Origin of the sequence: Nocardioides sp. SYSU D00065, assembly GCF_017916425.1 — a bacterium.
GTDB lineage: Bacteria > Actinomycetota > Actinomycetes > Propionibacteriales > Nocardioidaceae > Nocardioides.
The window spans coordinates 14282-37461 of the sequence record NZ_JAFMSX010000001.1; the positions used below are offsets into that span (position 1 = coordinate 14282).

General features: G+C 72.5%; 26 protein-coding genes, 1 tRNA gene and 1 riboswitch. Of the genes, 8 read left to right on the forward strand and 19 right to left on the reverse strand.

Annotated elements, in window-relative coordinates:
• Positions 1-166 precede the first annotated feature (166 nt).
• From J3P41_RS00065 to J3P41_RS00105, 9 genes are all read right to left on the reverse strand, one after another.
• Positions 167-2758 (reverse strand): DUF4153 domain-containing protein, encoded by a 2592-nt coding sequence (locus tag J3P41_RS00065; RefSeq protein WP_210443127.1) that lies wholly within the window; start codon positions 2756-2758, stop codon positions 167-169.
• The gene (locus J3P41_RS00070) at positions 2755-3486 is read right to left on the reverse strand and encodes a response regulator transcription factor (protein WP_210443129.1); all 732 of its coding nucleotides are present in this window, start codon (positions 3484-3486) and stop codon (positions 2755-2757) included. Before J3P41_RS00070 ends, J3P41_RS00065 begins: the two co-directional genes overlap by 4 nt.
• A gap of 79 nt (positions 3487-3565) precedes the next feature.
• Complete coding sequence (locus tag J3P41_RS00075; protein WP_307861754.1) at positions 3566-4648, reverse strand: ATP-binding protein; 1083 nt, start codon at positions 4646-4648, stop codon at positions 3566-3568.
• 9 nt (positions 4649-4657) lie between these two features.
• On the reverse strand, positions 4658-4924 hold the full coding sequence (locus J3P41_RS00080) for a DUF4031 domain-containing protein (RefSeq protein ID WP_210443131.1): 267 nt from the start codon (positions 4922-4924) through the stop codon (positions 4658-4660).
• Positions 4925-4944: 20 nt separating this feature from the next.
• A complete protein-coding gene (locus J3P41_RS00085) occupies positions 4945-5736 on the reverse strand; it encodes an RNA methyltransferase (RefSeq protein WP_210443133.1) in 792 nt (263 codons plus the stop codon).
• A gap of 5 nt (positions 5737-5741) precedes the next feature.
• Complete coding sequence (rplT, locus tag J3P41_RS00090) at positions 5742-6128, reverse strand: 50S ribosomal protein L20 (RefSeq protein WP_090971165.1); 387 nt, start codon at positions 6126-6128, stop codon at positions 5742-5744.
• A 66-nt stretch (positions 6129-6194) separates the two neighbouring features.
• Positions 6195-6407: a 50S ribosomal protein L35 gene (locus J3P41_RS00095; protein WP_172275023.1), complete on the reverse strand. Its 213-nt coding sequence runs from the start codon at positions 6405-6407 to the stop codon at positions 6195-6197.
• A 104-nt stretch (positions 6408-6511) separates the two neighbouring features.
• Positions 6512-7237 carry a translation initiation factor IF-3 gene (gene infC / locus J3P41_RS00100; protein WP_210443136.1) on the reverse strand — a complete coding sequence of 242 codons (726 nt, stop codon included), beginning with the start codon at positions 7235-7237 and terminating at the stop codon, positions 6512-6514.
• 262 nt (positions 7238-7499) lie between these two features.
• The gene (locus J3P41_RS00105; RefSeq protein WP_307861755.1) at positions 7500-8057 is read right to left on the reverse strand and encodes an SseB family protein; all 558 of its coding nucleotides are present in this window, start codon (positions 8055-8057) and stop codon (positions 7500-7502) included.
• A 46-nt stretch (positions 8058-8103) separates the two neighbouring features.
• Between J3P41_RS00105 and J3P41_RS00110 the strand changes: the two genes are divergently transcribed.
• The 4 genes from J3P41_RS00110 to J3P41_RS00125 are packed head-to-tail and all read left to right on the forward strand — an operon-like array spanning position 8104 to position 11262.
• Positions 8104-8544: a hypothetical protein gene (locus tag J3P41_RS00110; RefSeq protein WP_210649821.1), complete on the forward strand. Its 441-nt coding sequence runs from the start codon at positions 8104-8106 to the stop codon at positions 8542-8544.
• Positions 8541-9758, forward strand: coding sequence for an amino acid deaminase/aldolase (locus tag J3P41_RS00115; protein ID WP_210443140.1), 1218 nt, complete (start codon positions 8541-8543; stop codon positions 9756-9758). The genes J3P41_RS00110 and J3P41_RS00115 overlap by 4 nt, the downstream gene beginning before the upstream one ends.
• Complete coding sequence (locus J3P41_RS00120; protein ID WP_307861756.1) at positions 9748-10302, forward strand: 4-amino-4-deoxy-L-arabinose transferase; 555 nt, start codon at positions 9748-9750, stop codon at positions 10300-10302. The genes J3P41_RS00115 and J3P41_RS00120 overlap by 11 nt, the downstream gene beginning before the upstream one ends.
• 45 nt (positions 10303-10347) lie before the next feature.
• A complete protein-coding gene (locus J3P41_RS00125) occupies positions 10348-11262 on the forward strand; it encodes an aldose 1-epimerase family protein (protein WP_210443142.1) in 915 nt (304 codons plus the stop codon).
• Here J3P41_RS00125 and J3P41_RS00130 read toward each other — a convergent pair.
• The 3 genes from J3P41_RS00130 to J3P41_RS00140 are packed head-to-tail and all read right to left on the reverse strand — an operon-like array spanning position 11259 to position 12850.
• Complete coding sequence (locus J3P41_RS00130) at positions 11259-11738, reverse strand: PH domain-containing protein (RefSeq protein ID WP_210443144.1); 480 nt, start codon at positions 11736-11738, stop codon at positions 11259-11261. The two genes, J3P41_RS00125 and J3P41_RS00130, sit on opposite strands and share 4 nt — an antisense overlap.
• The gene (gene hisG, locus J3P41_RS00135; RefSeq protein WP_210443146.1) at positions 11722-12567 is read right to left on the reverse strand and encodes an ATP phosphoribosyltransferase; all 846 of its coding nucleotides are present in this window, start codon (positions 12565-12567) and stop codon (positions 11722-11724) included. Before hisG ends, J3P41_RS00130 begins: the two co-directional genes overlap by 17 nt.
• A gap of 19 nt (positions 12568-12586) precedes the next feature.
• The gene (locus J3P41_RS00140) at positions 12587-12850 is read right to left on the reverse strand and encodes a phosphoribosyl-ATP diphosphatase (RefSeq protein WP_172274997.1); all 264 of its coding nucleotides are present in this window, start codon (positions 12848-12850) and stop codon (positions 12587-12589) included.
• Between the two features lie 104 nt (positions 12851-12954).
• On the opposite strand from J3P41_RS00140, the gene J3P41_RS00145 reads away from it, so the two are divergent.
• Positions 12955-13212: a DUF3072 domain-containing protein gene (locus J3P41_RS00145; protein WP_210443149.1), complete on the forward strand. Its 258-nt coding sequence runs from the start codon at positions 12955-12957 to the stop codon at positions 13210-13212.
• Positions 13213-13231: 19 nt separating this feature from the next.
• Here the strand turns inward: J3P41_RS00145 and ribH are convergent, their stop codons facing one another.
• From ribH to J3P41_RS00175, 6 genes are all read right to left on the reverse strand, one after another.
• Positions 13232-13720 (reverse strand): 6,7-dimethyl-8-ribityllumazine synthase, encoded by a 489-nt coding sequence (gene ribH, locus J3P41_RS00150; RefSeq protein ID WP_210443151.1) that lies wholly within the window; start codon positions 13718-13720, stop codon positions 13232-13234.
• Positions 13717-15054 carry a bifunctional 3,4-dihydroxy-2-butanone-4-phosphate synthase/GTP cyclohydrolase II gene (locus J3P41_RS00155; RefSeq protein ID WP_210443154.1) on the reverse strand — a complete coding sequence of 446 codons (1338 nt, stop codon included), beginning with the start codon at positions 15052-15054 and terminating at the stop codon, positions 13717-13719. Before J3P41_RS00155 ends, ribH begins: the two co-directional genes overlap by 4 nt.
• Positions 15051-15749: a nicotinamide riboside transporter PnuC gene (pnuC, locus tag J3P41_RS00160; protein WP_374192867.1), complete on the reverse strand. Its 699-nt coding sequence runs from the start codon at positions 15747-15749 to the stop codon at positions 15051-15053. Before pnuC ends, J3P41_RS00155 begins: the two co-directional genes overlap by 4 nt.
• Positions 15746-16351, reverse strand: coding sequence for a riboflavin synthase (locus J3P41_RS00165; protein WP_210443159.1), 606 nt, complete (start codon positions 16349-16351; stop codon positions 15746-15748). Before J3P41_RS00165 ends, pnuC begins: the two co-directional genes overlap by 4 nt.
• The gene (ribD, locus tag J3P41_RS00170; RefSeq protein WP_246861408.1) at positions 16351-17427 is read right to left on the reverse strand and encodes a bifunctional diaminohydroxyphosphoribosylaminopyrimidine deaminase/5-amino-6-(5-phosphoribosylamino)uracil reductase RibD; all 1077 of its coding nucleotides are present in this window, start codon (positions 17425-17427) and stop codon (positions 16351-16353) included. Before ribD ends, J3P41_RS00165 begins: the two co-directional genes overlap by 1 nt.
• A gap of 92 nt (positions 17428-17519) precedes the next feature.
• Positions 17520-17649, reverse strand: a riboswitch (FMN riboswitch).
• Positions 17650-17761: 112 nt separating this feature from the next.
• Positions 17762-19105 (reverse strand): M20/M25/M40 family metallo-hydrolase, encoded by a 1344-nt coding sequence (locus J3P41_RS00175; RefSeq protein WP_210443163.1) that lies wholly within the window; start codon positions 19103-19105, stop codon positions 17762-17764.
• An 81-nt stretch (positions 19106-19186) separates the two neighbouring features.
• Between J3P41_RS00175 and J3P41_RS00180 the strand changes: the two genes are divergently transcribed.
• Positions 19187-19272 (forward strand) — tRNA-Leu (locus J3P41_RS00180).
• Between the two features lie 178 nt (positions 19273-19450).
• Entirely contained in the window at positions 19451-20692 is a 1242-nt protein-coding gene (locus J3P41_RS00185; protein ID WP_210443166.1) for a hypothetical protein, read from the forward strand.
• A 10-nt stretch (positions 20693-20702) separates the two neighbouring features.
• Here J3P41_RS00185 and J3P41_RS00190 read toward each other — a convergent pair whose 3' ends face one another.
• Positions 20703-22271: an amino acid permease gene (locus tag J3P41_RS00190; protein WP_210443168.1), complete on the reverse strand. Its 1569-nt coding sequence runs from the start codon at positions 22269-22271 to the stop codon at positions 20703-20705.
• Positions 22272-22418: 147 nt separating this feature from the next.
• On the opposite strand from J3P41_RS00190, the gene J3P41_RS00195 reads away from it, so the two are divergent.
• Positions 22419-23165: a FadR/GntR family transcriptional regulator gene (locus J3P41_RS00195; RefSeq protein ID WP_210443170.1), complete on the forward strand. Its 747-nt coding sequence runs from the start codon at positions 22419-22421 to the stop codon at positions 23163-23165.
• Positions 23166-23180: the final 15 nt, after the last annotated feature.

The following is a 23180-nucleotide window of genomic DNA, read 5'->3' on the forward strand; positions in this document are numbered from 1 at the left end:
CTGGGTCTGGGACGTGGCCTTCGCGCAGCGACGGCAGGTCGCCGCAGAGTCTAGAAGTGGATGAGCGTCGGGTCGGACGGGGACTCCCCGGACCCGGTGACGTCAGCTGCCCGACGGACCAGGTCCGGGGCGCAGAAATCGCAGGCTCGTGTCCACGACCGTCATGCTACTCGCCGTAGGCGTTCCACACACCAGCACATTCGCCGCCGGAGACCGGTGGCCAGGCGAGGTCGAGCTGCGCGACCGCTTCCTCGGCCCGGGAGCGCGCCAGGTTCCAGGCCCGTGCGTCGTCGAGGGCCTCCGGGTCCAAAGAGGCGTACGGCAGGTCCTGCAGCACGCAGCGCGCCACCGGCCGGGGCAGGCGCTCGGCGATCACCGGGGCCGCGTCGGCCGACAGGGTCTGCAGGTAGCGCAGGTCGACCCGACCGGTGGCGTCGTAGCGATCGAGGTTCTGCCGGGCCACCCAGGCGTCGGGATTGATCGCGGCCAGGCCCAAGAGCGCGATCGCTCCCGAGACGAGCGCGATCCGCGGCAGCCACCGGCCCCGGCCGGCGACCCCGGCGACCATGATGGCCAGCACGACGAAGCCCAGCCAGCCCTCGAAGACGTCGACGAACAGTCGCAGCGTGGTGAAGCCGTAGGCGTCCTGGTAGACGCTCATGCCGCGCAGCGCCGACGCGACCACGAGCAGCGTCAGCCCGCACAGCAGGCCCAGCGAGGCGAACAGCCACCGCCGGTCCTCGCGGGTCGCGCCCGCTCGGCGCGACGCGACCCAGACGACCAGGACGGTCAGCGCCGTGGCGAGGGTGAGCTGCCCGAAACCTTGATGGACGAAGTCCGCATAGGTCAGCCCGGTGGTCGCCTCGATGTAGTCGCGCCCGCCGATGAGCGCGCGGGCCTGCGCGGCCACGAAGGCGAGGAAGACGGCGTCCACGACGAGCACCGGGACCAGCCACTCGAAGCGGTTGGCCAGCGGCGCGGGACGACGCCTCCCGAGGACCTCGACGTCCGCGGGGTTGAGCGCGAGGTAGGCCGCCCCCAGGGTGGCCGCGAAGACGAAGCATGCCAGGAAGCCGCGCCCGACCAGGTCGTTGAAGGTCAGGTTGGGCACGAGCCGGTCGACCCACGAGCCGAACACCGGGTTGGCGCTGGCGAAGATCGTGCCGAAGACCGCGAGTCCGAGGGCCGACCAGACGAGGGTGCGGACCAGCGCCGGCGTGCGCGAGCCGGTGCCGGCGATGCGCAGCGAGCGTCCGAACCACGGCAGTCCGCGCAGCGAGGCCAGCGGCCACGCGACGCCGGACAGCACGATCCCCGGCATCGTGCGCGCGCCGGTGACGCCGCACAGGAACACCGCCGCCGCGGCGACGAGGCCGAGCATCTGGATCCACCAGGCGTCGAGCAGGGTCATCGGGAGGACCAGGAGCAGCGCCAGGCCCGCGCAGAGCAGCGTCCACGGCTCACGGCGCCGACGCGCCGTGAGGAGCGCGGCCGCACCACAGCAGACGGCGACCAGCGACCACGTGAGGCCGATCGCGGTGAACGACAGTGCGACGCCGGCCACGATCCCCGCCAGCGCGGAGGCGACGACCGTACGCAGGCCGCCCGGCAGAGCGCGCTCGGGCCAGAAGCGACCGAACAGGGCGTCCAGGCCGGGCTGCGGACGGGACGCGGACGGCGCCGCAGGCTGCGCGGGACGTACGGCCTGAGCCGCTGCGGTCGAGCTCCTCGCGGACTCCCCCTCGACGAGGTCGGACGCCGTCGCGGCGGTGCCGGTGTCGCGCTGCGGAACCTCCAGGCGCAGTCGGGCGCCGTCGCCGGGACCGGGGTCGAGGAAGCGGAGCGAGCCGCCGTGCAGCTGCGCAGCCCAGCGCGCGACGGCCAGACCCAGGCCGGTCCCCCCGGCCCCGTCGGTGCCGAACCGCTCGAAGACGCGCTCGCGGTCCTCCCGCGCCACTCCGGTGCCGCGGTCGACGACCTCGAGCCACCACCCCGCGTCGCCCTCCCCCGCACTGACCCGCACCGGATCCCCGGCCGGTGCGTGGCGCCCGGCGTTGTCGAGCACGTTGACGAGCAGCTGCTGAAGGCGAGCCGGGTCTCCTGGTACGACCAGGTCGCCGGGCACGGCGACGTCGAACGTGCCCGGGCGTCCCGCCGACGCCAGCTGGGCCACGGACTGCCGGACCAGCGCCCGTAGGTCCACGTCCTGCCGGTCGAGCTCCACCACGCCGGCCTCGAGGCGGGACAGCTGCAGCAGGTCGTCCACGAGCCCGGCGAGACGCTCGGCCTCACCGAGAGCGGCCTCGAGGTGCTCGGGGTCCGCTGGCACCACACCGTCGGCGAGGTTCTCCAGCAGCGCTGTCATGGCGGTGAGCGGCGTGCGCAGCTCGTGGGAGACGGTCGCGATGAGGTCGCGCCGCTCGCGGTCCACCGTGGCGAGGTCCTCCGCCATCCGGTTGAAGGCGGCCGCGAGCTGGCCCACCTCGTCGGTGGCACTCGTCCGCACCCGGCCGGAGTAGTCGCCGCGGGCCATGGCGCGCGACACCTCCGTCATCTGACGCAGCGGCGCGACCATCCCGGCGGCGAGGAGCTGGGTGACACCGAGCGCGAGTGCCACGCTCACCGGCAGGACCAGCAGCGGCGAGACGTCCGCCGCGGAGCCCAGCAGGGTCAGCAGCACCGCGGCGACGACCGACACCACGACCAGCAGGCCGAGCTTGACCTTGAGGCTGGAGACCGCGTCCAGCAGGGCGCTCACGGGAGGTCCTCGAGGGCGTACCCGACGCCGTGCACGGTGCGGATGCGGGCGGCGCCGACCTTGCTGCGCAGCGCCTTGACGTGGCTGTCGACGGTCCGGGTGGCGCTGGCGGTGCCCCAGGCGTCGCCCCAGTCCCACACCTCGCGCAGCAGCCGCTCCCGGCTGAGCACCTGACCGGCTTCGCGCGCCAGGCACAGCAGCAGGTCGAACTCGGTCGGGGTGAGGTGCACCGGCTCGTCGGCGACCGTCGTACGCCGGGTGCCGGGGTCGATGGCGACCGCGCCGACGCGGATGACCGCCGGCCGCTGGTCGGCGAGCGCCGCCGCACGCTCCACCCGGCGCAGCAGCGCCGACACGCGAGCCACGACCTCGCGCATCGAGAAGGGCTTGGTGAGGTAGTCGTCCGCACCGATGCCGAGCCCCACGAGCACGTCGGCCTCGTCGTCGCGGGCGGTCAGCATGAGCACGGGCACCGGCCGCTCGGCCTGGATCCGGCGGCACACCTCCAACCCGTCGAAGCCCGGGAGCATCACGTCGAGCAGGACGACGTCGGGACGTGCGGTCCTTGCCAGCTCGACCGCCGACGGGCCGTCGAAGGCCTGCTCCACGGTGAAGCCCTCGGCCCGCAGCCGCTGGGCGAGGGCGTCGCTGATGGTGCGCTCGTCCTCGACCACCAGCGCCGTCCTGGGGGCCGCCGGAGCCGTCCCCGGGGTCGTCCTCGATGTCATGCCCCGACCCTAGGAGGCCGCGCGCGCGGACGACGCGGACGACTCGTGAAGGTTCTGTGGAGGTGCCGGCGCGCTCGGCTCAGTCCGGCCGCAGGTCGCCGCTCGGCCAGTCGACGACCACTCGCGCTCCTCCGCCAGGCGCGTCCTCGATCGTGACCGCCCCGCCGTGAGCCCGCGAGAGGCCACCGGCGATGTACATGCCCAGCCCGCTGCCGCCGGACTCGCCGGTGGTCCAGAACTTCGTGAAGACCCGGCGCCGCAGCTCGATCGGGATGCCGTCGCCCTCGTCGTCGACGGTGATCCGCACGCCCTCGAGGGTGTCGGAGGCGGCGATCCGGACCGACACCTGGCCCTGGCCGTGGCGGATGGCGTTCTCGACGAGGTTGGTGACGACCTGCGTGAACTTGTCCGGGTCGGCGAAGACGGCGGGCAGTTCGTCCTCGACCTCCAGGCGGACCTCGCGGGCGGTGCCCGCCTCGATCGAGTCCACGACGCGGCGCACGAGCACCTCGGCGGACGACTCGCGCGGGTACAGCTGGAGCCGCCCGGTGTCGATGCGCGCCACGTCGAGCAACTCCGCGATCAGCCGGGCGAGCCGGTCGGCGTCGGCGTTGACCGTGTGCAGCATCAGCTTGCGCTGGTCGTCGCTGAGCTTGTCCCAACGGTTGAGCAGCGCCTGCACGAAGCCCTTGACGCCCGTCAGCGGCGAGCGGAGCTCGTGCGCGACCGTGGCGACGAGGTCGGAGCGGTCCCGGTCAAGCCGGGCACGTCCCCGTCCGCTGCGCAGCCCCACAGCGATGCCGACGACGCGCCCCAGGGGCTCGTCGCGCACCAGGCGCGCGGTGGTGAGCACCTCGTCGCCGGACGCGTTGAGCCACGACTGCTCGGGAACCCCGCGCACGATCGAGATCGCCTCGAAAGGACGGTTGACGTGCAACCACGTCCGGCCGTCCTGGTCCAGCAGCCGCAGCACGTCGGACAGGGGCAGCCCGAGCGCCTGCTCGGCGTCCACCCCCAGCAGCGCCGCGGCCTGCGCGTTGAGGATCGTGACCACACCGTCGCTGCTCGCTCCGAGGACGCCGTCGGGGTAGATGTCGGCGAGGGCGCGCAGCCGGCTGGGTCGGCCGTCCACCCGGTGGCGTGGTGCGTTGGCCTCGGACACGCCGCCACCCTAGTCGCGCGTGCTGGCCTTGGGCCGTCGCAGTCCCGCGGCGCGCAGCGCGGCGACCAGCTCGCGCGACGACACGGGCACCGCACCGGCGGCCACCAGGCCGGCGTACGCGTCCGCCGGCACGTCGTAGTGGTCGCGGTCCCAGCCGCGTGCAGGAACACCGTTGGCGGCGGCGAAGGCGTGCACCTCGGCGTACGAGGTGTCGCTGGCCAGGTGGGACCACAGGCGGTCCCACCTCGGCACGGCGGGCGGGTCGATGAGGATCATCGTCGAGCGAGGCTAGCCGGTCAGCGGCGCGAGGCCCGTGTGGCGCGAGCGGTGGCATAGAGGCACACCGCCGCCGCGGTGGACAGGTTGAGGCTCTCGGCTCGTCCGGCGATCGGGATCCGGACGCGGTGGTCGGCGAGGGCGGCGACGTCGTCGGGCAGGCCCCACGCCTCGTTGCCGAAGAGCCACGCGACCTCGTCGGCGAGGATCTCGTCGATCTCGAACAGGTCGAGCTCACCGGCTCCGTCGGCGGCCAGGACGGCCATCCCGGCGGCACGGACGGCGGCGACCGCCGCTGCGGTGTCCGGCACGAGCGCCACCGGGAGGTGGAACAGCGAGCCGACCGACGCGCGCACCGTCTTGGGGTTGTAGAGGTCCACGCTGTGGCCGGTGAGCACGACCCCGCCGGCGCCGACCGCGTCGGCGGTGCGGATGATGGTGCCCGCGTTGCCGGGGTCGCGCACGTCGGCGCACAGCACCAGAGGCGCCCGGCTCGCCTCGAGCAGCTCGCCCACGGGTACGTCGACGAAGCGGCACAGCGCCACGACCCCGGCCGGGGTGCTCGAGTCGGACAGCCCGGCGAGGGCACGGTCGTCGACCAGCGTGACCGCGGCGCCGCGGAGCTGGTCGGCGTACTGCTCGACCGCCCGCTCGGTGGCGAAGACCTCGACGACGCAGTCGACGGACAGGGCCCCCTCGACGGCCTTCGGGCCGTCGGCGAGGAAGAGCCGCCGCTCGGTGCGGACCGAGCGGCGGCTCAACTTGCGAGCCTCCTTGACGCGGCTGTTGCCAGCGGTCAGCGGAGCGCTCATCTGGCTCAGGCGGAGACCTTGGGCGCGTTGACGTCCTCGGGCAGCGCGGCCTTCGCGGCCTCGACGAGCGCCGCGAACGCCGGGGCGTCGTTGACGGCGAGCTCGGCGAGGATCTTGCGGTCGACCTCGATGCCCGCCAGGCCGAGGCCCTGGATGAAGCGGTTGTAGGTCATGCCGTTGGCGCGGGCGGCAGCGTTGATGCGCTGGATCCACAGCTTGCGGAAGTTGCCCTTGTTCTTGCGCCGGTCGTTGTAACTGTAGACCAGGGAGTGGGTGACCTGCTCCTTGGCCTTGCGGTAGAGCCGCGAGCGCTGGCCGCGGTAGCCGCTGGCGCGCTCGAGGGTGGTACGACGCTTCTTCTGGGCGTTCACTGCGCGCTTGACGCGTGCCATGGTGCTACTCCTTGGTGCAAAGGGGATGAAGACGGGACGGCGGCCGAGCCACCAGGTGGACGAGGCTCAGATGCCGAGCATCTTCTTGACGCGCTTGACGTCGGACTTCTCGAGCTCGACCATGCCGGCGTTGCGGCGGTGCTTCTTGCGGCTGCCCGTGGTCGGCGCGGACGCGAACGCAGCGCCGGACTTGCGCCCGGCCTGCAGACGACGGACCTTGCCCGAGCCGGTCACCTTGAAGCGCTTGCTGGTGCCCGAGTGGGTCTTGTTCTTCGGCATGTTGTTCTCTCCTCTGTGGTGCTGCCCCGGCGGCTGACCGGCCGGGGCGGCGGAACTCGTGGGCGGCCGGGCGGACCCGGCCGTCGGACGGCGTGCGCCGCGGCTCAGACGTCGATGTCGGCGTCGAGGTTCTCGGAGCGGCGACGCTCCTTCTTCTGTGCGACCGGCCCGGCAGCGTGGGCTGCTTCGCGCTCGGCGTCCTCCTCGGCCTTCTGCTCGGCACGCGCCTGCGCCTTGGTGGCGCGAGCGGCCTCGGCGTCGATCTTGGCGTCGGCCTTCTTCTTGTGCGGGCCGATGACCATCGTCATGTTGCGGCCGTCCTGCTTCGGCGCGGACTCGACGAAGCCGAGCTCCTGGACGTCCTCGGCCAGCTTCTGGAGCAGGCGGAAGCCCAGCTCGGGGCGGTGCTGCTCACGACCGCGGAACATGATCGTGATCTTGACCTTGTCGCCGGCCCCCAGGAACCGCACGACGTGACCCTTCTTGGTCTCGTAGTCGTGCGAGTCGATCTTGGGACGAAGCTTCATCTCCTTGATGATCACGTTCGTCTGGTTGCGGCGCGCCTCACGAGCCTTCTGGGCGTTCTCGTACTTGAACTTGCCGTAGTCCATGAGCTTGCAGACCGGGGGGCGTCCCTGCGGAGCGATCTCGACGAGGTCGAGGTCGGCCTCCTGGGCCAGCTTGAGTGCCTGGTCGGTCGGCACGATGCCAACGGTCTCGCCGTTGGGTCCGACGAGCCGGACCTCGGGTACGCGGATCCGCTCGTTGATGCGCAGCTCGGTGCTGATGGGTCCTCCAGTGGTTCGGGTGGGTGGGAACCCGTGCCGCATTCCGTGTGGGCCGGAAAATGCACAATGGCTCCCGCTGCTGCCAAGCGGGAGCCAGTCATCGCCCGTCCCCCCTCGCGGGGAGACTGGAGGTGTCCGCATCCGTCACGTCGGCGGCTGCGGCACAGGACCGGGACCCGACGATCTGTGGTGCAGGGCGATCGGTGCGGGTGGGAGACGGGTGGTGCTCGACTCCGCTTGGCGGGATCGGTGGCGCCGTGGTGCAGGTGGCGTCACTGATCGGTCAACACAGAAGACTAGCCGATCATTCCGTCGAGGGGCCAATCCAGCCGTGGCCGCCGCGAGCGTCACCGAGCGCCACCAGACGCCAGCCCGCGCCCAGCCGGGCCAGGTCCTCGCCGTCGACGACGTACGTCGCCGGGCCGGCGAGGTCGACCAGCAGCGCCTCGGCACCGTCCTGGATCGCCGCCGTGGCAGCGGTCGCAGCCGTGACCGGCACCGGGCGGGCCGAGGGGTCCCAGCGCGCCATCGTCTCCGTGGAGGTGAACGCCAACAGGCCGGTGCTGCCATCCGCGGCGCGGACGAGCACGGCCGCCATGTCGGAGGACTTGTCGTGCGCCAGACCACGTTCGTCGTGCTCGACATCACCGAGCACGGCGACGACCGGCACCAGCAGCCGCGCATCCTGCAGGACGGCGAGGACGTCGCCGGACGACACCGTGCCGGCCCGGTGCCCGTCGAGCAGCCGTCGCAGGACCGGGTCGGCCGCGCCGGTGTCGTCGGCGAACCCGGGGTCGGGGATCGTGCGCTCGAGCGTGCCGGAGTGCGGCTCGGGCGCGGGCGGGGGGTCGTCGTGCGGCACGCCGCCATTGTCCCCGACCGCTGGACCGTTGTGGGACTCTGGGGCCGTGGAAGGGACTACCTGGGCCGCACTGACCGCAGCTCTCACCGTGGCGGGAGCCATCTGGACGTGGATCGCCTTCCGTCGGCGAGGTGCCGCCAACGGCTTGCGGGCGCTCGGCTTCACCCTGCTGCCGGCGGCGGCGTGGCTGACGGGCACGCTCGAGGTCGTGGTGGAGATCGCCGGCTCGGTGACCGACTGGGCGACCTCGCTCGTCTTCGACGTACGCACCTGGGCCGGGGTCGCGCTGGCCGGGCTGGCAGTCCTGCTGCTCGTCGTCAGCGGCATCCTGCGCGACCGGCAGCTGGGCCGGGCGCAGTCCGGCACGCGGCCGGCCCCGCGGGACCGCTCCCTGCCTCAGTCCTCCGCCAGCAGTGGCGGGTCCCCCGTGGTCGACGACGACCTCGGCGACATCGAGGCGCTGCTGCGCAAGCGGGGCATCGAGTGAGCGACGGTCTCATCGACCGCAACCGCCTGTGGGCGCGGCTCGCCGCCGCTGTCGCCTCGCTCCCGGAGCCTCCCGCCACCCCGATCGCCGTCGTCGACCTCGACGCCTTCGACGCCAACGCCGACGACCTCGCGCGCCGTGCCGGCGGCAAGCCGGTCCGCGTGGCGTCGAAGTCCCTGCGCGTCCCGGCCCTCATCGAGCGCGCCCTCGCCCACCCCGGGTTCTCCGGCGTGCTGGCGTACACGGTCGCCGAGGCGCTGTGGCTCCACGAGACCGGCGTGAGCGACGACATCGTCGTGGCCTACCCGTCCGTCGACGCTGCTGCCCTGCGCCGGCTCACGGCCTCGCCCTCCGCGGCGGCCGCGATCACCCTCATGGTCGACGACCCGGCACACCTCGACGCGATCGACGCCACCCGCTCCTCGCGCGCCGTGCCGGTCCGGGTCGCGCTCGACGTGGACGCCGGGCTGCGGCTCGGTGCGCAGCACGTCGGGCCGAAGCGCTCGCCCCTGTTCGACACCGCCGACGTGGTCGCGATGGCGCGGTGCGTGGTCGAGCGCGAGGGGTTCCGCCTGGTGGGCGTGATGACCTACGAGGGGCAGGTCGCCGGTGTCCAGGACCGGGTTCCCGGCCAGCGCGCCCGATCGGCGGTGGTACGTCGGCTCAAGCAGGCGTCGATGGCGCAGCTGACGGCGCGGCGTCGCGAGATCGCCGCGGCCCTGGCGCAGGTCGCCGACCTGGAGTTCTGGAACGGCGGCGGGTCCGGGTCGGTCGAGGCGACGGCCGCCGACGACGCGGTCACCGAGATCGCCGCCGGATCGGGCCTGCTCGTCCCGGGCGTCTTCGACCACTACGCCAGCTTCGAGCCGCGGCCCGCTGCCTTCTTCGGCCTCCGCGTCACCCGCAGGCCCACGGCCGCCATCGCGACCGTCCACGGCGGCGGGCTCGTCGCGAGCGGCCCCACCGGGGCGGACCGGTCCCCCCTGCCCTGGGCGCCACCGGGACTACGGCTCACCGGACTGGAGGGCGCGGGCGAGGTCCAGACGCCGCTGACCGGGCACCCCGCCGCCTCCCTCGGCATCGGCGACCTGGTCTGGTTCCGCCACGCCAAGTCCGGGGAGCTGTTCGAGCACGTGCGCGACGTGCACCTCGTCCGCGGGGAGTCGGTGACCGGGGTGGTGCCCAGCTACCGCGGCTGCGACCGTGCCTTCTGACCCCGCGGAGGTCGCCCGGCAGGTGGCCGATCGCGTGCTGGCCGCACCACCGACGCTCGGCCCCGGACACCTGGTCTGCGTGGACGGGCCCGCCGGCTCCGGCAAGACCACGCTGTCCGCAGCGCTCGCCGAGGTCGTACCGGCAACGCAGGTGGTGCACTGCGACGAGCTGCTGGAGGGGTGGCGTGGACTGCCCGGGCTGGCGGCGACCGTCGCCGCGCTGCTGGCGCCCCTGGCCGCTGGGAGGGCCGGGCGGTGGCGGCGCTGGGACTGGTACGCCGATGGCTGGGCCGAGACCCGCAGCGTGCGGCCGGGCGGACTCCTGGTGCTCGACGGCGTCGGCTGCTGGTCGCCGCGCATCGCCCACCTGGTCGGCCTGCTCGTGTGGGTCGAGGCAGCCTCGGACCTGCGGCTGGCGCGTGGGATCGCCCGCGACGGCGAGCACCTGCGTGCGGAGTGGGAGCAGTGGCGCCGCGACGAGGACGAGCTGTTCGCCCGGTCGGGGACGCGCGAGCGCGCCGACATGGTGGTCCGCACCGACTGAGGACCCTCGCACCACGCCCGACCGGGGATGTCTAGGGTGGCCGGCATGGTGTTTCCCAGCGGTGAGCAGTTCGAGATCGCAGCGGCTGGCTACACCGCTGTCGTCACCGAGAGCGGTGCCGCGCTGCGCAGCCTGCGGTTCCGGGGGCGCGACCTCGTGCACGGCTTCCCTGAGACCGAGATGTCCGGGGGCGGTCGCGGCCAGCTGCTCATGCCGTGGCCCAACCGCATCCGCGACGGCCGCTACTCCTTCGGCGGTCGCGACCTCCAGCTCGGCCTGACCGACCCGGGTCGCGGCAACGCCTCGCACGGCCTGGCGCGCTGGGCGGCCTGGACCCTCGAGGAGCACACCGACACGTCGGTCTCGCTGGTCTACCGGCTGATGGCCCAGACCGGCTACCCGTGGACGCTCGACCTGCACGTTCTCTACGACCTCTCCGCCGACGGGCTCGTGGTGACGCAGACGGCCACCAACCTCTCGGCCGAGCCCGCGCCGTACGCCAGTGGCGCCCACCCCTACCTGTGCGTCGGTGACGCGATCGAGGACCTCGAGCTGACGGTCCCGGCGCACACCCGCGTCCTCGTCGACGACCGGCAGCTGCCGACCGGCACGGAGCCGGTGTCGGGCGCGCACGACTTCACCTCGCCCCGGCGCATCGGCGACATGGTGCTCGACGACGGCTACGGCGACCTCGCGCACGAGGACGGGCGCGCCACGGTGAGCCTGGTTGACCCGGTGGCCGGGGCCGGCGTCGCGCTCTGGGTCGACGAGACCCACCGCTGGCTCCAGCTCTACACCCCGCCGGTCGATCCCCCGCGTCCGGCGCTGGCCGTGGAGCCGATGACCGCCCCGGCCGACGCCTTCAACTCCGGCACCGACGTGGTCACCCTCGCCCCGGCGGGGTCCGAGGGCGACGAGCTGTCGGTGTCGTGGGGCATCTCCGCCCTGCAGCGCGGCTAGGAGTCCGGGGAGCCGGCGCGGTCGATGAGGGCGCGCAGCTGGCGTACGCCGTCGCGGGCGTGACGGCCGTCCGAGCCCTGGAAGGCCATGGCCGAGATGGTCGTGCCGTCGGCGAGGTCGAGCGTCGCCCACGGCGCGCCCTCCGGCAGGTGGACCGCCAGCACCTGCTCCCAGTCGAGGTGCCGGGTCCGGAACCCGTTGACCACGACCAACGCCTCCATCTCGGCGGTCACGCGGGCTCGGGCGAGCGCCCAGCCGCACGCGACGAAGCCGGCCCCCAGCAGGAGGAGCGTGAGGCGCTGGAGCAGGTTGAACCGGTCGCGGACGGACTCGTCGAAGCCGAACCACGCCGCGGCGCACACCACGAAGAGCATCAGCCCGACTCCGAGCACGGCGATCCGCACGCCCACCGGCCGCCAGGTGTGCGGCAGCGACGGCAGGCCGGAGCCCGGGGTGGGCTCAGAGCCGGCAGGCATGGATGTCCGTGAGGAGGATGGCGCGGGCGCCGACGGACCACAGCTCGTCCATCAGGCGCTGGGAGCCGCTCCGCGGGACCATCACGCGTACCGCCACCCAGCCGGGCTTGCCCAGCGGCGAGATGGTCGGCCCCTCGCGGCCCGGCGCCAGCCGCGTCGCCTCGTCGAGGTGGGCCTCCTCGATGTCGTAGTCCATCATCACGTAGCTGCGTGCCACCAGGACGCCCTCGAGCCGGCGGCGGAACACCTCGAACTCCTCGGGCACCGCGCCGCCGCGGGCGATCAGCACGGCCTCGGACTCGAGGATGACCTCCCCGAAGGTCGCCAGGCCGGCCGCGCGCAGCGTCGAGCCGGTCTCCACGACGTCGGCGATCACGTCTGCCACCCCGAGCTGGATGCTCGTCTCGACGGCACCGTCGAGTCGGGTCACGGTGGCGTCGACGCCGTGTCGGAACAGGTAGTCCTCGACCACGCCGACGTACGACGTCGCGATGCGCAGCCCCCGCAGGTCCTCCAGCGAGGAGTAGCGCCCGGCCGGCCCGGCGAAGTGGAACCGCGAGCGGCCGAACCCCAGGCTCAGCACCTCGTCGGCCTTGGCGCCGGAGTCGAGCAGCAGGTCCCGGCCGGTGATGCCGACGTCGAGGGTGCCCTCGCCGACGTAGAGCGCGATGTCGCGCGGGCGCAGGTAGAAGAACTCGACGTCGTTCTCGGCGTCGACGAGGGCCAGCTCCTTGGTGTCGCTGCGCTGGCGGTAGCCGGACTCGCGCAGGATCTCGGTGGCGGCCTGGGACAGCGACCCCTTGTTGGGGACGGCGATGCGAAGGGTCATGGCTGGCTCACTGAGGGGGTCACAGGTGGGCGTAGACGTCGTCGAGGGTCAGGCCGGAGGCGAGCATCAGCACCTGCGCGTGGTAGAGCAGCTGGCTGATCTCCAGTGCCGTCGCCTCCTTGCCCTCGTGCTCGGCGGCCATCCACGACTCGGCGGCCTCCTCCAGCAGCTTCTTGCCGATGGCATGGACGCCGGCGTCGAGCTGCTGCACGGTGCCGGACCCCTCGGGGCGCTCCGCGGCCTTGGTGGACAGCTCCGCCCACAGGTCCTCGAACGTCTTCACGAGTGCCAGCCTACGGCGCGGGGCGCCCGCACCGGTCCCCGGTCCCGTGCGCGGACCGCGGCACGCGGGGTTGCGCTGTCGGCACGGCGAGGTAATGTCGAGCCATGAGCGATTCGAACACGCATTCGGACGACCCGACCAACGACACCCTGGGCGGCACGCTCGGCGGCACCCAGGGCGACACGACGCGCAAGGACCCGGAGCAATGGGTGACCGGCGACGAGCCGATGACCGGCGCCCAGCGCAGTTACCTCGACACCCTCGCCCGCGAGGCCGGCGAGGAGCTGCCCGGTGACCTCACCAAGGCCCAGGCGTCCGAGCACATCGACCGACTGCAGGACAAGAGCGACCGCACGTCGTGACTCCGCCCCGGGGCGGTGGTCAGTACCGGCCGACCCGCAGCACGGCGCGGACGACCCGGGCCGTGTCGAGCGCGGCGGCGGTTGCCTCCCAGCCCTTGTCCTCCGCCGACCCGGGCAGGCCGGCACGGTCGAGCGCCTGCTCCTCGGTGTCGCACGTCAGCACCCCGAAGCCCACCGGCATCGCGTGCTCGACGCTCACCTGGGTGAGGCCGTCGGTCGCCGCCGAGCAGACGTAGTCGAAGTGCGGCGTGCCGCCGCGGATCACGACGCCGAGAGCGACCACCGCGTCGTACCCGCTCCGCGCCAGGGCGGCCGCCACGACCGGCAGCTCGAAGGTGCCGGGCACGCGCAGGACCTCCGGCTCGGCGATGCCGTACGCCGCCAGGGCCCGGCGGGCGCCCCCGACGAGTCCGTCCATGACCTCGGTGTGCCAGCTCGCCGCCACGACGGCGACCCGCAGGTCGCCGGCGTCGAAGGGCTGGGACGTGGGTGCTCCGGCGCCGCTCATGCGTGCTCTCCTTCGTGCTGGGCCTCGTGCTGGGCCTCGTGCTGGGTCTCGTGCTGGGTCTCGTGCTCGGACTGGTGGTCGGTCGCGAGCTCGACGACCAGGTCGGGCAGGTCGTGCCCCATCCGGTCGCGCTTGGTCTGCAGGTAGCCGAGGTTGTGGTCGGTCGGGTGCGGCGTCAGGGGCACCCGCTCGGTCACCGTGATCCCGAAGTCCTCCAGGCTGGCGACCTTGTCCGGGTTGTTGGTCATCAGCCGGACCGCGTCGATCCCCAGGTCGCGCAGCACCTGGGTGGCGGTGCCGTAGTGGCGGGCGTCCGCGGGCAGGCCGAGGTCGAGGTTGGCGTCGACGGTGTCGCGGCCCCCGTCCTGCAGCTGGTAGGCCTGCAGCTTGGCGACGAGGCCGATGCCGCGACCCTCGTGGCCGCGCAGGTAGATGACCACTCCCCTGCCGGCGGCCACGACCGCACGCAGCGCCTCGTCCAGCTGGGGACCGCAGTCGCACCGCTGGCTGGCGAAGACGTCACCGGTCAGGCACTCGCTGTGGACGCGGGTGAGCACGGGCTCCTCGCCCGAGATGTCGCCGTGGGCCAGGGCGACGTGCTCACTGCCGTCGATGGTGATGCGGTAGCCGTAGGCGGTGAAGTCGCCGTGCCGGGTCGGCAGCCGGGTCTCGGCGACCCGCTCGACGTGTCGCTCGTGACGCCGCCGGTATCGCACGAGGTCCTCGATGGAGATCATCGCCAGCCCGTGCTCGTCCGCGAAGTCGCGCAGCTCGGGGGCGCGCTTCATGGTGCCGTCGTCGTTGACGACCTCGACCAGGACGCCCGCCGGGGTGAGCCCCGCGAGCCGGGCGAGGTCGACCGCCGCCTCGGTGTGCCCGCGGCGTACCAGCACGCCGCCCTCGCGGTAGCGCAGCGGGAAGACGTGGCCGGGCCGGGTCAGCTCCCACGGCTCGGTCGCCGAGTCCGCGAGGGCGCGCGCGGTGCGGGCCCGGTCGGCCGCGCTGATGCCGGTGGTGACGCCGTCGCGGGCGTCCACCGAGATCGTGTACGCCGTACGCAGCTTGTCCTTGTTGTGCGGTGTCATCAGCGGGATCTCCAGCCGCTCCAGCATGTCCCCCGGCATCGGGACGCAGATGACGCCGCTGGAGTGGCGGATGGTGAACGCCATCAGCTCCGGCGTCGCCTTGGCGGCGGCGAAGATGATGTCGCCCTCGTTCTCGCGGTCCTCGTCGTCGACGACGACCACGGCCCGGCCCGCGGCGATGTCGGCCACGGCCCGCTCGACGGAGTCCAGCCTGACGCCGCCCGGGGTGCCGCTCGTGGTGCCGCTCATGCCGGGATCACCGCGTCCTCGTCCACCGCGGAGGTGTCGACGACGGTCCGGGCGTCACGCAGCCACACGAGGAAGCCGACCACCACGAACACCGCGTAGAAGAGGTACATCCCGGCCGTCGGGTAGAAGCCGGCCTGGACGAGCGTCGTCACGCCCACGACGTCGACCAGGATCCACACCAGCCAGAACTCGACCCAGCCGCGGGCCATGCCGTAGGTCGCGAGCATCGAGCCGGCGAGGATCCACGCCTCGGTGGTCGGTCCCCACGACCCCAGCACGCGGGTGAGCAGCAGGTACGCCGTCGCGTAGCCCACGACGCCCAGCACGAGGAGCTGCAGCCGCTCGGCGTTGGTGGCCCAGCGGGGGGCGATGGCGCCCCCGTCGGAGGCGCCTCCCGCGCTGCTGACCTGCGACCAGCGCCACCAGCCGTAGACCGACACCAGCGCGAAGAACACCTGGCGCCCGGCCTGTCCCCAGAGCGGGTCCTCAATCTGTCCGGAGAGCTCACCGGTCGCGAAGACGGTGAAGAGCAGCACGTTGCCGACCAGGCCGACCGGCCAGGCCCACATGAAGCGCTTCATGCCGAGGATCGCGCTGGCGAGGCCGAAGAGGTTGCCGATCACCTCGCGGGCGCCCAGCTCGCCGCCGGGGACGGGGATGGTGCCGTGGATCAGCCATTCGAGCAGGGACATCAGCGGGCTCCGGGTGTGTAGGCGCCGAGCAGCTTCTCGACGTGCTTGGCGAGAACGTCGGCCTCGAGGTTGACCAGGTCACCCGGGCGGCGGGTGCCGAGGGTGGTCCGGGCCAGGGTCTCGGGGATCAGGCTGACGGTGAAGCTGGACTCGCGGGCCTCGACGACCGTCAGGCTGACGCCGTCGACGGTGATCGAGCCCTTGTCGACGAGGTAGCGGGACAGGTGTTCGGGCAGCGAGATCTCCACGACGTCCCAGTGCTCGCTGGGCGTGCGGGTGAGCACCTCGCCGACGCCGTCGACGTGGCCCTGCACGATGTGCCCGCCGAGCCGCTTGTCGACGGTGACCGCGCGCTCGAGGTTGACCCGGTCGCCGGGCTGGACGCCGGCGAGCGAGGTCTTGTCGAGCGTCTCCTGCATCACGTCAGCGGTCCAGCGCCCGTCTCCGAGCTCGGCGACGGTGAGGCAGCACCCGTTGACGGAGATCGAGTCGCCCAGCCCGGTGCCCTCGAGCACCGTGCCGGCCTCGACGGTGAGCCGGACGGCGTCACCCTGGTCCGTGACCTCGGCGACGGTGCCGAGCTCCTCGACGATCCCGGTGAACATCAGGTCCTCCTGCTGGCGTGGTGAGTGGGGTTGGTGTGGGTGGGGGTCATGCGGGTGGGGGTCATGGTGAGGCGCACGTTGGTGTCCTCGCCGTCGCGGCCGGGCAGCACGTGCACGTCGGTGACCCGCAGGTGCAGGGCGTCGGCGATCGTGGCGATGCCCAGGTCGGCGACGGCGCTGGCGCCCGCGCCGAGCAGCATCGGAGCGACGTAGGCCACGACCTCGTCCACCAGTCCGGCCTGCAGGAACGCGCGGGCGAGAGTCGGTCCGCCCTCGAGGAACACGTGGCGGCGCTCGCGCTCGTGCAGGCGGGCCAGTGCCGCCGCGGGGTCACGGGTGCGCAGGTGCACGGTCTCGGCCTGCGCGTCCAGCACCCGGCGGTCCGCCGGCAGGTCGCGCAGTCCCATGACGGCGCGCAGCGGCTGGACCGGGAGCGGCCGGTCCAGCTCGTCGCGGACGGTGAGCCGCGGGTCGTCGACCACGACGGTGTTGGTGCCGACGAGCATCGTGTCGCACTGCGCGCGGAGACGGTGGGTGTCGACCCGGGCCGCGCGGCTGGACACCCAGCGGCTGGTGCCGTCGACGGCGGCGCTGCGACCGTCGAGCGTGGTGGCGAACTTCCAGGTGACGAACGGGCGACCGTGGCTGACCGCGAACGTCCAGGCGCGGTTGACGGCCTGTGCCTCGGCCGACAGCAGGCCCCCCTCGACCTCGACGCCGGCCCCCGACAGGCGGTCGGCGCCGCCGCGAGCGACCGGGTTGGGGTCGGACTGCGCGAACACGACGCGGCGTACGCCGGCGGCGAGGAGCGCCTCGCTGCACGGGCCGGTGCGTCCGGTGTGGTTGCAGGGCTCCAGCGTGACCACGGCGGTCGCTCCGCGGGCGGCCCCGCCGGCCCGGGCCAGGGCGTCGACCTCGGCGTGCGGCGTGCCGGCACCGCGATGGAATCCTTCGGCGATCGTGCCGCCGTCGGGCGCCAGCAGCACGCAGCCGACACGGGGGTTGGGTCCGAGCGGCACGCCGGGGGTCACCGCGAGCTCGAGGGCGCGCTGCATGGCGCGGCGCTCCGCCTCCATCCTCGTCATCTCCGCCTCCGGTCCGGTGGTGCGGACTCACGGGGGGCGGGCGACGGTGCGCGCCGCCCGTCTACGGGCGGGGCGTGAGCCGTCAGCGTGCACTTCTCATCCGGACTTTGACCGTCGGTCCAGGAGTTCCACCTGGTCAACCGGCCACTGGCGGTGGTCGGGTCGCGGACTGTGACCGCCGGTGCGGAGTTTCACCGCCCCCAGAGCACGCAAGCTCTAACGGTGGCAACTGTGCCACAGCCCGGCGCATTCCCGCCGGTGCGGCCCCGGAACGTCCACCCGGTCCTGGCGCGCGCGATCCCCGCAGCAGTCGCGCCCGGGCGGATCAGGCGTGCTCGAGGAACCGGTCGAAGACGCGCGCGCCGAACTCCAGCGCGTCGACCGGCACCCTCTCGTCGACGCCGTGGAAGAGCGCGGTGAAGTCGAGATCGGCGGGCAGCCGCAGCGGCGCGAAGCCGTAGGAGCGCATGCCGAGCCGGCGGAAGTGCTTGGCGTCGGTGCCGCCGCTCATCAGGTACGGCGCCACGAGGGCGTCCGGGTCCTCGGCGAGCAGGCTGCGGGTCATCGCGGTGACCAGGTCGCCGTCGTACGGCGTCTCCCACGGGTCCTGCTTGGACTCGAAGTCGAACTCGATGCCATCGCCGGCCAGCTCGTGGAGGGTGGCGAAGAACTCGTCCTCGTAGCCCGGCAGGAAGCGACCGTCGACCGTGGCATGGGCGTCGGTGGGGATGACGTTGGTCTTGTAGCCGGCCTTCAGCATGGTCGGGTTGGCCGTGTTGCGGATGACCGCTCCGAGCATGCGGGCCGCGTCACCGAACTCCTCGACGAGCGCCTCCGCGTTGTCGGGAGTGGCCTCCGTGCCGGCGAGGTCGCCGATGGTCGCGAGCAGGACCTCCATGGTCGGGGTCAGCCGCACCGGCCACTGGTGTGCGCCGATGCGGGCGACCGCTCCCGCCAGCCGCGTCACGGCGTTGTCGTCGTTGATCATCGACCCGTGCCCGGCCCGCCCGCGCGCCGTCAGCCGCATCCACGCCATGCCCTTCTCGGCGGCCTCGATGAGGTACACCCGGCGCCCGCGCACGGTGGCCGAGAAGCCGCCCACCTCCCCGACCGCCTCGGAGCAGTCGGCGAACAGGTCGGGGTGGTCCTCGACGAGGATCCCGGCGCCGTGATGGCCGCCCGCCTCCTCGTCGGCGGTGAAGCAGAGCACCACCTCGCGCTCGGGCGCCGCGCCGGCGCCCGCGCGAGCACGTACGACGCTCAGCAGCATCGCGTCGAAGTCCTTCATGTCGACCGCACCGCGACCCCACACGTGCCCGTCCCGGACCTCGCCGCTGAAGGGGTCGACCTGCCAGTCCGACGCCTCGGCCGGGACGACGTCGAGGTGGCCGTGCAGCAGCAGCGGGGCGCGGCCGTCGCCGCCGCCCCAGCGCGCCACCACGTTGGACCGCCCGGGCCTGCCCTCGATGACCTGCGCCTCGATCCCGACCTCGTCGAGCAGCGTGGCGACGTACTCGGCGGCCTTGCGCTCCCCCGGTCCGTCGTCGGTGCCGTAGTTGGACGTGTCGATCGCGATCAGCTCGCGACACAGCTCGACGACCTCGGCCGCCGGGTCGTAGCCGGGGTCGTAACTGGAGTCCGTCGCGGGGTCGGTCGGCGCGTGTTCCATGCCGTCCATCCTGCCCCACGAGTGCGCACCCTCCCCGATTCAATGTCGGGCCGAGCGCTTTGCTACTGTTCTCCAGCACTCGTCCGGGTGGCGGAATTGGCAGACGCGCTAGCTTGAGGTGCTAGTGCCCGTATTAGGGCGTGGGGGTTCAAGTCCCCCCTCGGACACACAGCAAGAGGCCTCGGGGCGACCCGGGGCCTCTTCGTTCGTGACTCCCTGTCGTACGGGGTCTCCCCCGAGCTCGAGCACCGGTGTGGGTCGTCGAGGCGCCGCCTCGTGCCTCACGTGAGGTAAAGGCGGTCGCCGGACGCCCGCGCAGTCCGCCCGCGTCCCATCGTTGCGTCCATGCCACGTACCCGTCTCGTCCTGGCGCTCTGCGCCTCCGTCGTCCCGGTCTCGTTGTCCCAGGCCGCCGTCGCGGCCGTCGACAACCACCTCAGCCTGGCGAGCGTCGCGTCGCCGGAGTCCGGTCCCAACGGCAGCTTCGCCCGGGGCATCAGCGACGACGGCCGCTACGTCGTCTTCGCCTCCCACCAGCCCTTCCTCGTGCCGAACGAGCCGGGCGATCTCGGGCGCTACGTCTACCTCCGGGACACCGCGACGGGGGTGACCACACGCCTGAGCCACGGCGCCGACGGCTATCTCATCGGCAACGCGGCGATCAGCGGGAACGGTCGCTACGTCGTGTTCGCGAGCAAGGAGGGCCCCTTCGACCAGGCCGCCGTCCGCCTGGTCAACACACGCACCGGCACGTCCCGCATCATCGCGCGCACCGCGACCCCGGGCACCCAGATCATCGACTGGTACACCGTCGGGATCAGCGACGACGCGTCGAAGGTGGTCTACACGCAGACCACCAGCTCCGACGGGGCGACGTGGCTGGCCCGGATGTTCTCCTACGACGTCGCCGCGCGCACCACCACCCCGCTCGTCGACGGCCTCGTCGCAACCCCGTCGGACCGACCCGACGAGGCCACCATCCCGTCGCTGAGCGCCGACGGTCGCTACGTCGCCTTCGTCCAGGGATCGGCGGCGGGCGGCGTGCCGTCGTACGAGCTCGTCCGCCTCGACACCGCAACGGGGGCGCGGACCGTGGTGGACACCGCTACCGGCCCCCGCACGGCCGCCCAGGCCTTCGGTCACCCGTCGCTCAGCAACACCGGGCGCTACCTGGCCTACACGGACCTCGACGCCGCAGGCGTCGCGCACGTGTACTTGCACGACGCCGACAAGCAGACCAGTCGGCTGGTGGACCGTACGGCGTCCGGCGGGCCCAGCGCCGCGGGCGGCGGCCAGGCGCAGGTCAGCGGCAACGGTCGCCACGTCGCCTTCTCCAGCTCCGCCACCGACCTGGTGCCCGGGACCTCCGGGGCGCACCAGGTCTACGTCTGGGACCGGACGACCAGGACCGTGGAGGCGGTCGTGCGCAACCGTCGGGGCCAGTACCCGGCGAGCACCGGCGCGGTGTCGTCCATGCCGTATCTCGACGGCGACGGCAGCACGCTGGCGTTCACCTCGACCGCACTGAACCTCGTCCAGGACCAGCCGTCCACCCGCCTCGAGCGGGTCTTCGTCTGGGAGCGCTGAGGACCGTCACTCAGTCGTCGAACGCGTTCACCACGTCGTGGTCGATGGTGCTCTTCGGCCCGGTGAACCAGCGCTTGGCCGAGACGTTCCACCAGATCGCCAGCACGATCAGCGTGCCGATGGTCAGCACCGGCGCGTAGTTGACGCTGCTCCACGCGAACTCGTCGCTGAACGGCACGCCGGCCGGGGTGAACGGCAGCACGAAGTAGACCGAGATGACGAGGATCTCCGTCACCGCGACGAGGTTCATCCACTTGTACTTCGCGCCGTTGTTCCAGCTGCCCGCCTCGAACGCGTCGCCGATGCGCCAGCGCAGGAAGATCGGGATCACGAAGGACAGGTAGAGCCCGATCACCGCGACCGAGACGACCGCGTAGAACGCCACCGGCACGCCGCCGATGCTCTTGAGCGCGGGCAGGGTGATCAGGATGCCGATGACGGACACGAACATCACCGCGTTGGCGGGGATGCGGGTCGTCGGGTTGACCCTGGACAGCCAGCGCGAGCCGGGGATCGCCCCGTCGCGGCTGAACGCGAACGTCATCCGCGACGCGCTGGTCAGGCAGGCGGTCGCGCAGAACAGCTGCCCGGCGGTCGAGATCAGGAGCACCAGGAAGTGCCATCCGTCGGGCAGTGCCTGCCCGAAGATCACGTCGACCGCCCCGAACCCCTCGCTGACCCCCTGCGGGTCCTGGACGGCGAAGAGGAACGACATCAGCAGCACGTACCCGCCGATGGCGGAGTAGAAGATCGAGCGCCAGATGCCCTTGGCCGCGCCCTCCGCGGCGCCCTGCGTCTCCTCGGAGAGGTGGGCCGAGGCGTCGAAGCCGGTGATCGTGTACTGGGTGAGCAGGAAGCCCAGCGGCAGTACGAGGAACCAGTACGCCCCGCTGCTGAAGCCCGAGTTGTTGATCCGCTCGGTGAAGACGAAGTCCAGGCTCTGGTGGGTCGGCGGCACGATGACGAGCACGGCGATGACGATCGCCGCGCCCGCGACGTGCCACCACACGGAGATGTTGTTGATGACCGCGAGCAGGTGCCCGCTGAAGATGTTGAGCACCGAGGCGAGCACCAGGATCGCCACGAAGAGCAGGAACACCCGGGTGAGCGAGTAGCTGTCGGCCCAGCCGGTGCTGATCGTGCTGATGGTCAGGTCGAGGAAGGTGGCGGCGCCGTACGCCACGCTGGCGGTGACCGCGAGCAGGCCGATGAGGTTCAGCCAGCCCGAGAAGAAGCCGGCCGCCGGACCGCCGAGCTTGGCCGCCCACCAGTAGATCCCGCCCGAGGTGGGGTACGCCGAGACGAGCTCGCTGAGGGTGAAGCCGATGACCAGGATGAACGCCGAGATGATCGGCCACCCCCAGGAGATGGCGATCGGCCCGCCGTTGTTCCACGCCTGGCCGAAGGTGGTGAAGCACCCGGCCAGGATCGAGATGATCGAGAACGAGATGGCGAAGTTCGAGAAGCTCGACCAGCTGCGGCTCAGCTCCTGGGAGTAGCCCAGCTTGGCGAGGTGCTTCTCGTCGTCGGTCAGCTGGCGCTCGGCGGCGCCCTCTCCGGTGGTCTCTGCAGCGGACATGGGCACACCTCTCGCGGCGTTTCGATGGGTGCTCGGCACCGTAGACCCGGCCGCACCGGGCGTAAAGGGGTCGGGACCAGAACTGCCGAAAATTGGTATGAACTCTGACCATTGACGTCTTGCACGATCCTGCACAGACTGGCCCGCATGACCGCGCAGCCGCACGAGCACCTCACTGCTGCGGTGCTCCGACCGGTCCGTGGACACCACGCGTTCGAGGGGTGCGTGGAGCAGCTTGCGACCGCGATCCGGCTCGGCGTCTACCCGGTCGGCAGCGTGCTGCCGCCCGAGCGCGAGCTGGCCGAGCGGTTCGCGGTGAGCCGTGCGACGTTGCGCGAGGCGATCGCCGCCCTGCGCCAGGCCGGCCTGATCGAGACCAGGCGCGGGCGCGGTGGCGGCTCGACGGTGACCGCCCCGGCCCGCGGCCGTCTGCACAGAAGTCTGGGCGGCGGCCTGTCCCGCGTCTCGGCAGCGACGAAGTCGGAGTGGCTCGACGCGTTGGAGTTCCGCCGCGTCGTCGAGCCGGGCGCCGCGCAGCTGGCGGCCAGCCGCCAGCTGACGGCCGCTGACCGGGAGCGGCTCACGGCGGTCGAGGCCGCCGTGCCCGGCGCCTCCGGCAAGCGGGCCCACCGGCAGGCGGACTCCCGGCTGCACCTGACGATCGCCTCGCTCAGCGGCTCGGCGCGGCTGCAGGAAGCGGTCACGTCGGTGCAGTCGACGCTGGACTCGATGCTCGCCGCCATCCCCTCCCTGGAGACGAACATCGGCCACTCGCACCACCAGCACAGGCTCATCTGCACCGCCATCCTCGCCGGGCGCCCCGAGCGCGCTCGCGCGGTGATGGAGGAGCACTGCGACGACACCGCGGCGCTCCTGCGCGGCCTGCTCGTCTGACCGGCACGGCCCCCG

Coding starts and splice junctions, on each gene's coding strand:
- J3P41_RS00070 (WP_210443129.1), bottom strand. CDS start 3,486: ATGACATCGAGGACGACCCCGGGGACGGCTCCGGCGGCCCCCAGGACG.
- J3P41_RS00080 (WP_210443131.1), bottom strand. CDS start 4,924: ATGATCCTCATCGACCCGCCCGCCGTGCCGAGGTGGGACCGCCTGTGG.
- J3P41_RS00085 (WP_210443133.1), bottom strand. CDS start 5,736: ATGAGCGCTCCGCTGACCGCTGGCAACAGCCGCGTCAAGGAGGCTCGC.
- rplT (WP_090971165.1), bottom strand. CDS start 6,128: ATGGCACGCGTCAAGCGCGCAGTGAACGCCCAGAAGAAGCGTCGTACC.
- J3P41_RS00095 (WP_172275023.1), bottom strand. CDS start 6,407: ATGCCGAAGAACAAGACCCACTCGGGCACCAGCAAGCGCTTCAAGGTG.
- infC (WP_210443136.1), bottom strand. CDS start 7,237: ATGCGGCACGGGTTCCCACCCACCCGAACCACTGGAGGACCCATCAGC.
- J3P41_RS00125 (WP_210443142.1), top strand. CDS start 10,348: ATGGTGTTTCCCAGCGGTGAGCAGTTCGAGATCGCAGCGGCTGGCTAC.
- J3P41_RS00130 (WP_210443144.1), bottom strand. CDS start 11,738: ATGCCTGCCGGCTCTGAGCCCACCCCGGGCTCCGGCCTGCCGTCGCTG.
- hisG (WP_210443146.1), bottom strand. CDS start 12,567: ATGACCCTTCGCATCGCCGTCCCCAACAAGGGGTCGCTGTCCCAGGCC.
- J3P41_RS00145 (WP_210443149.1), top strand. CDS start 12,955: ATGAGCGATTCGAACACGCATTCGGACGACCCGACCAACGACACCCTG.
- ribH (WP_210443151.1), bottom strand. CDS start 13,720: ATGAGCGGCGCCGGAGCACCCACGTCCCAGCCCTTCGACGCCGGCGAC.
- J3P41_RS00155 (WP_210443154.1), bottom strand. CDS start 15,054: ATGAGCGGCACCACGAGCGGCACCCCGGGCGGCGTCAGGCTGGACTCC.
- J3P41_RS00165 (WP_210443159.1), bottom strand. CDS start 16,351: ATGTTCACCGGGATCGTCGAGGAGCTCGGCACCGTCGCCGAGGTCACG.
- ribD (WP_246861408.1), bottom strand. CDS start 17,427: ATGGAGGCGGAGCGCCGCGCCATGCAGCGCGCCCTCGAGCTCGCGGTG.
- J3P41_RS00175 (WP_210443163.1), bottom strand. CDS start 19,105: ATGGAACACGCGCCGACCGACCCCGCGACGGACTCCAGTTACGACCCC.
- J3P41_RS00185 (WP_210443166.1), top strand. CDS start 19,451: ATGCCACGTACCCGTCTCGTCCTGGCGCTCTGCGCCTCCGTCGTCCCG.
- J3P41_RS00190 (WP_210443168.1), bottom strand. CDS start 22,271: ATGTCCGCTGCAGAGACCACCGGAGAGGGCGCCGCCGAGCGCCAGCTG.
- J3P41_RS00195 (WP_210443170.1), top strand. CDS start 22,419: ATGACCGCGCAGCCGCACGAGCACCTCACTGCTGCGGTGCTCCGACCG.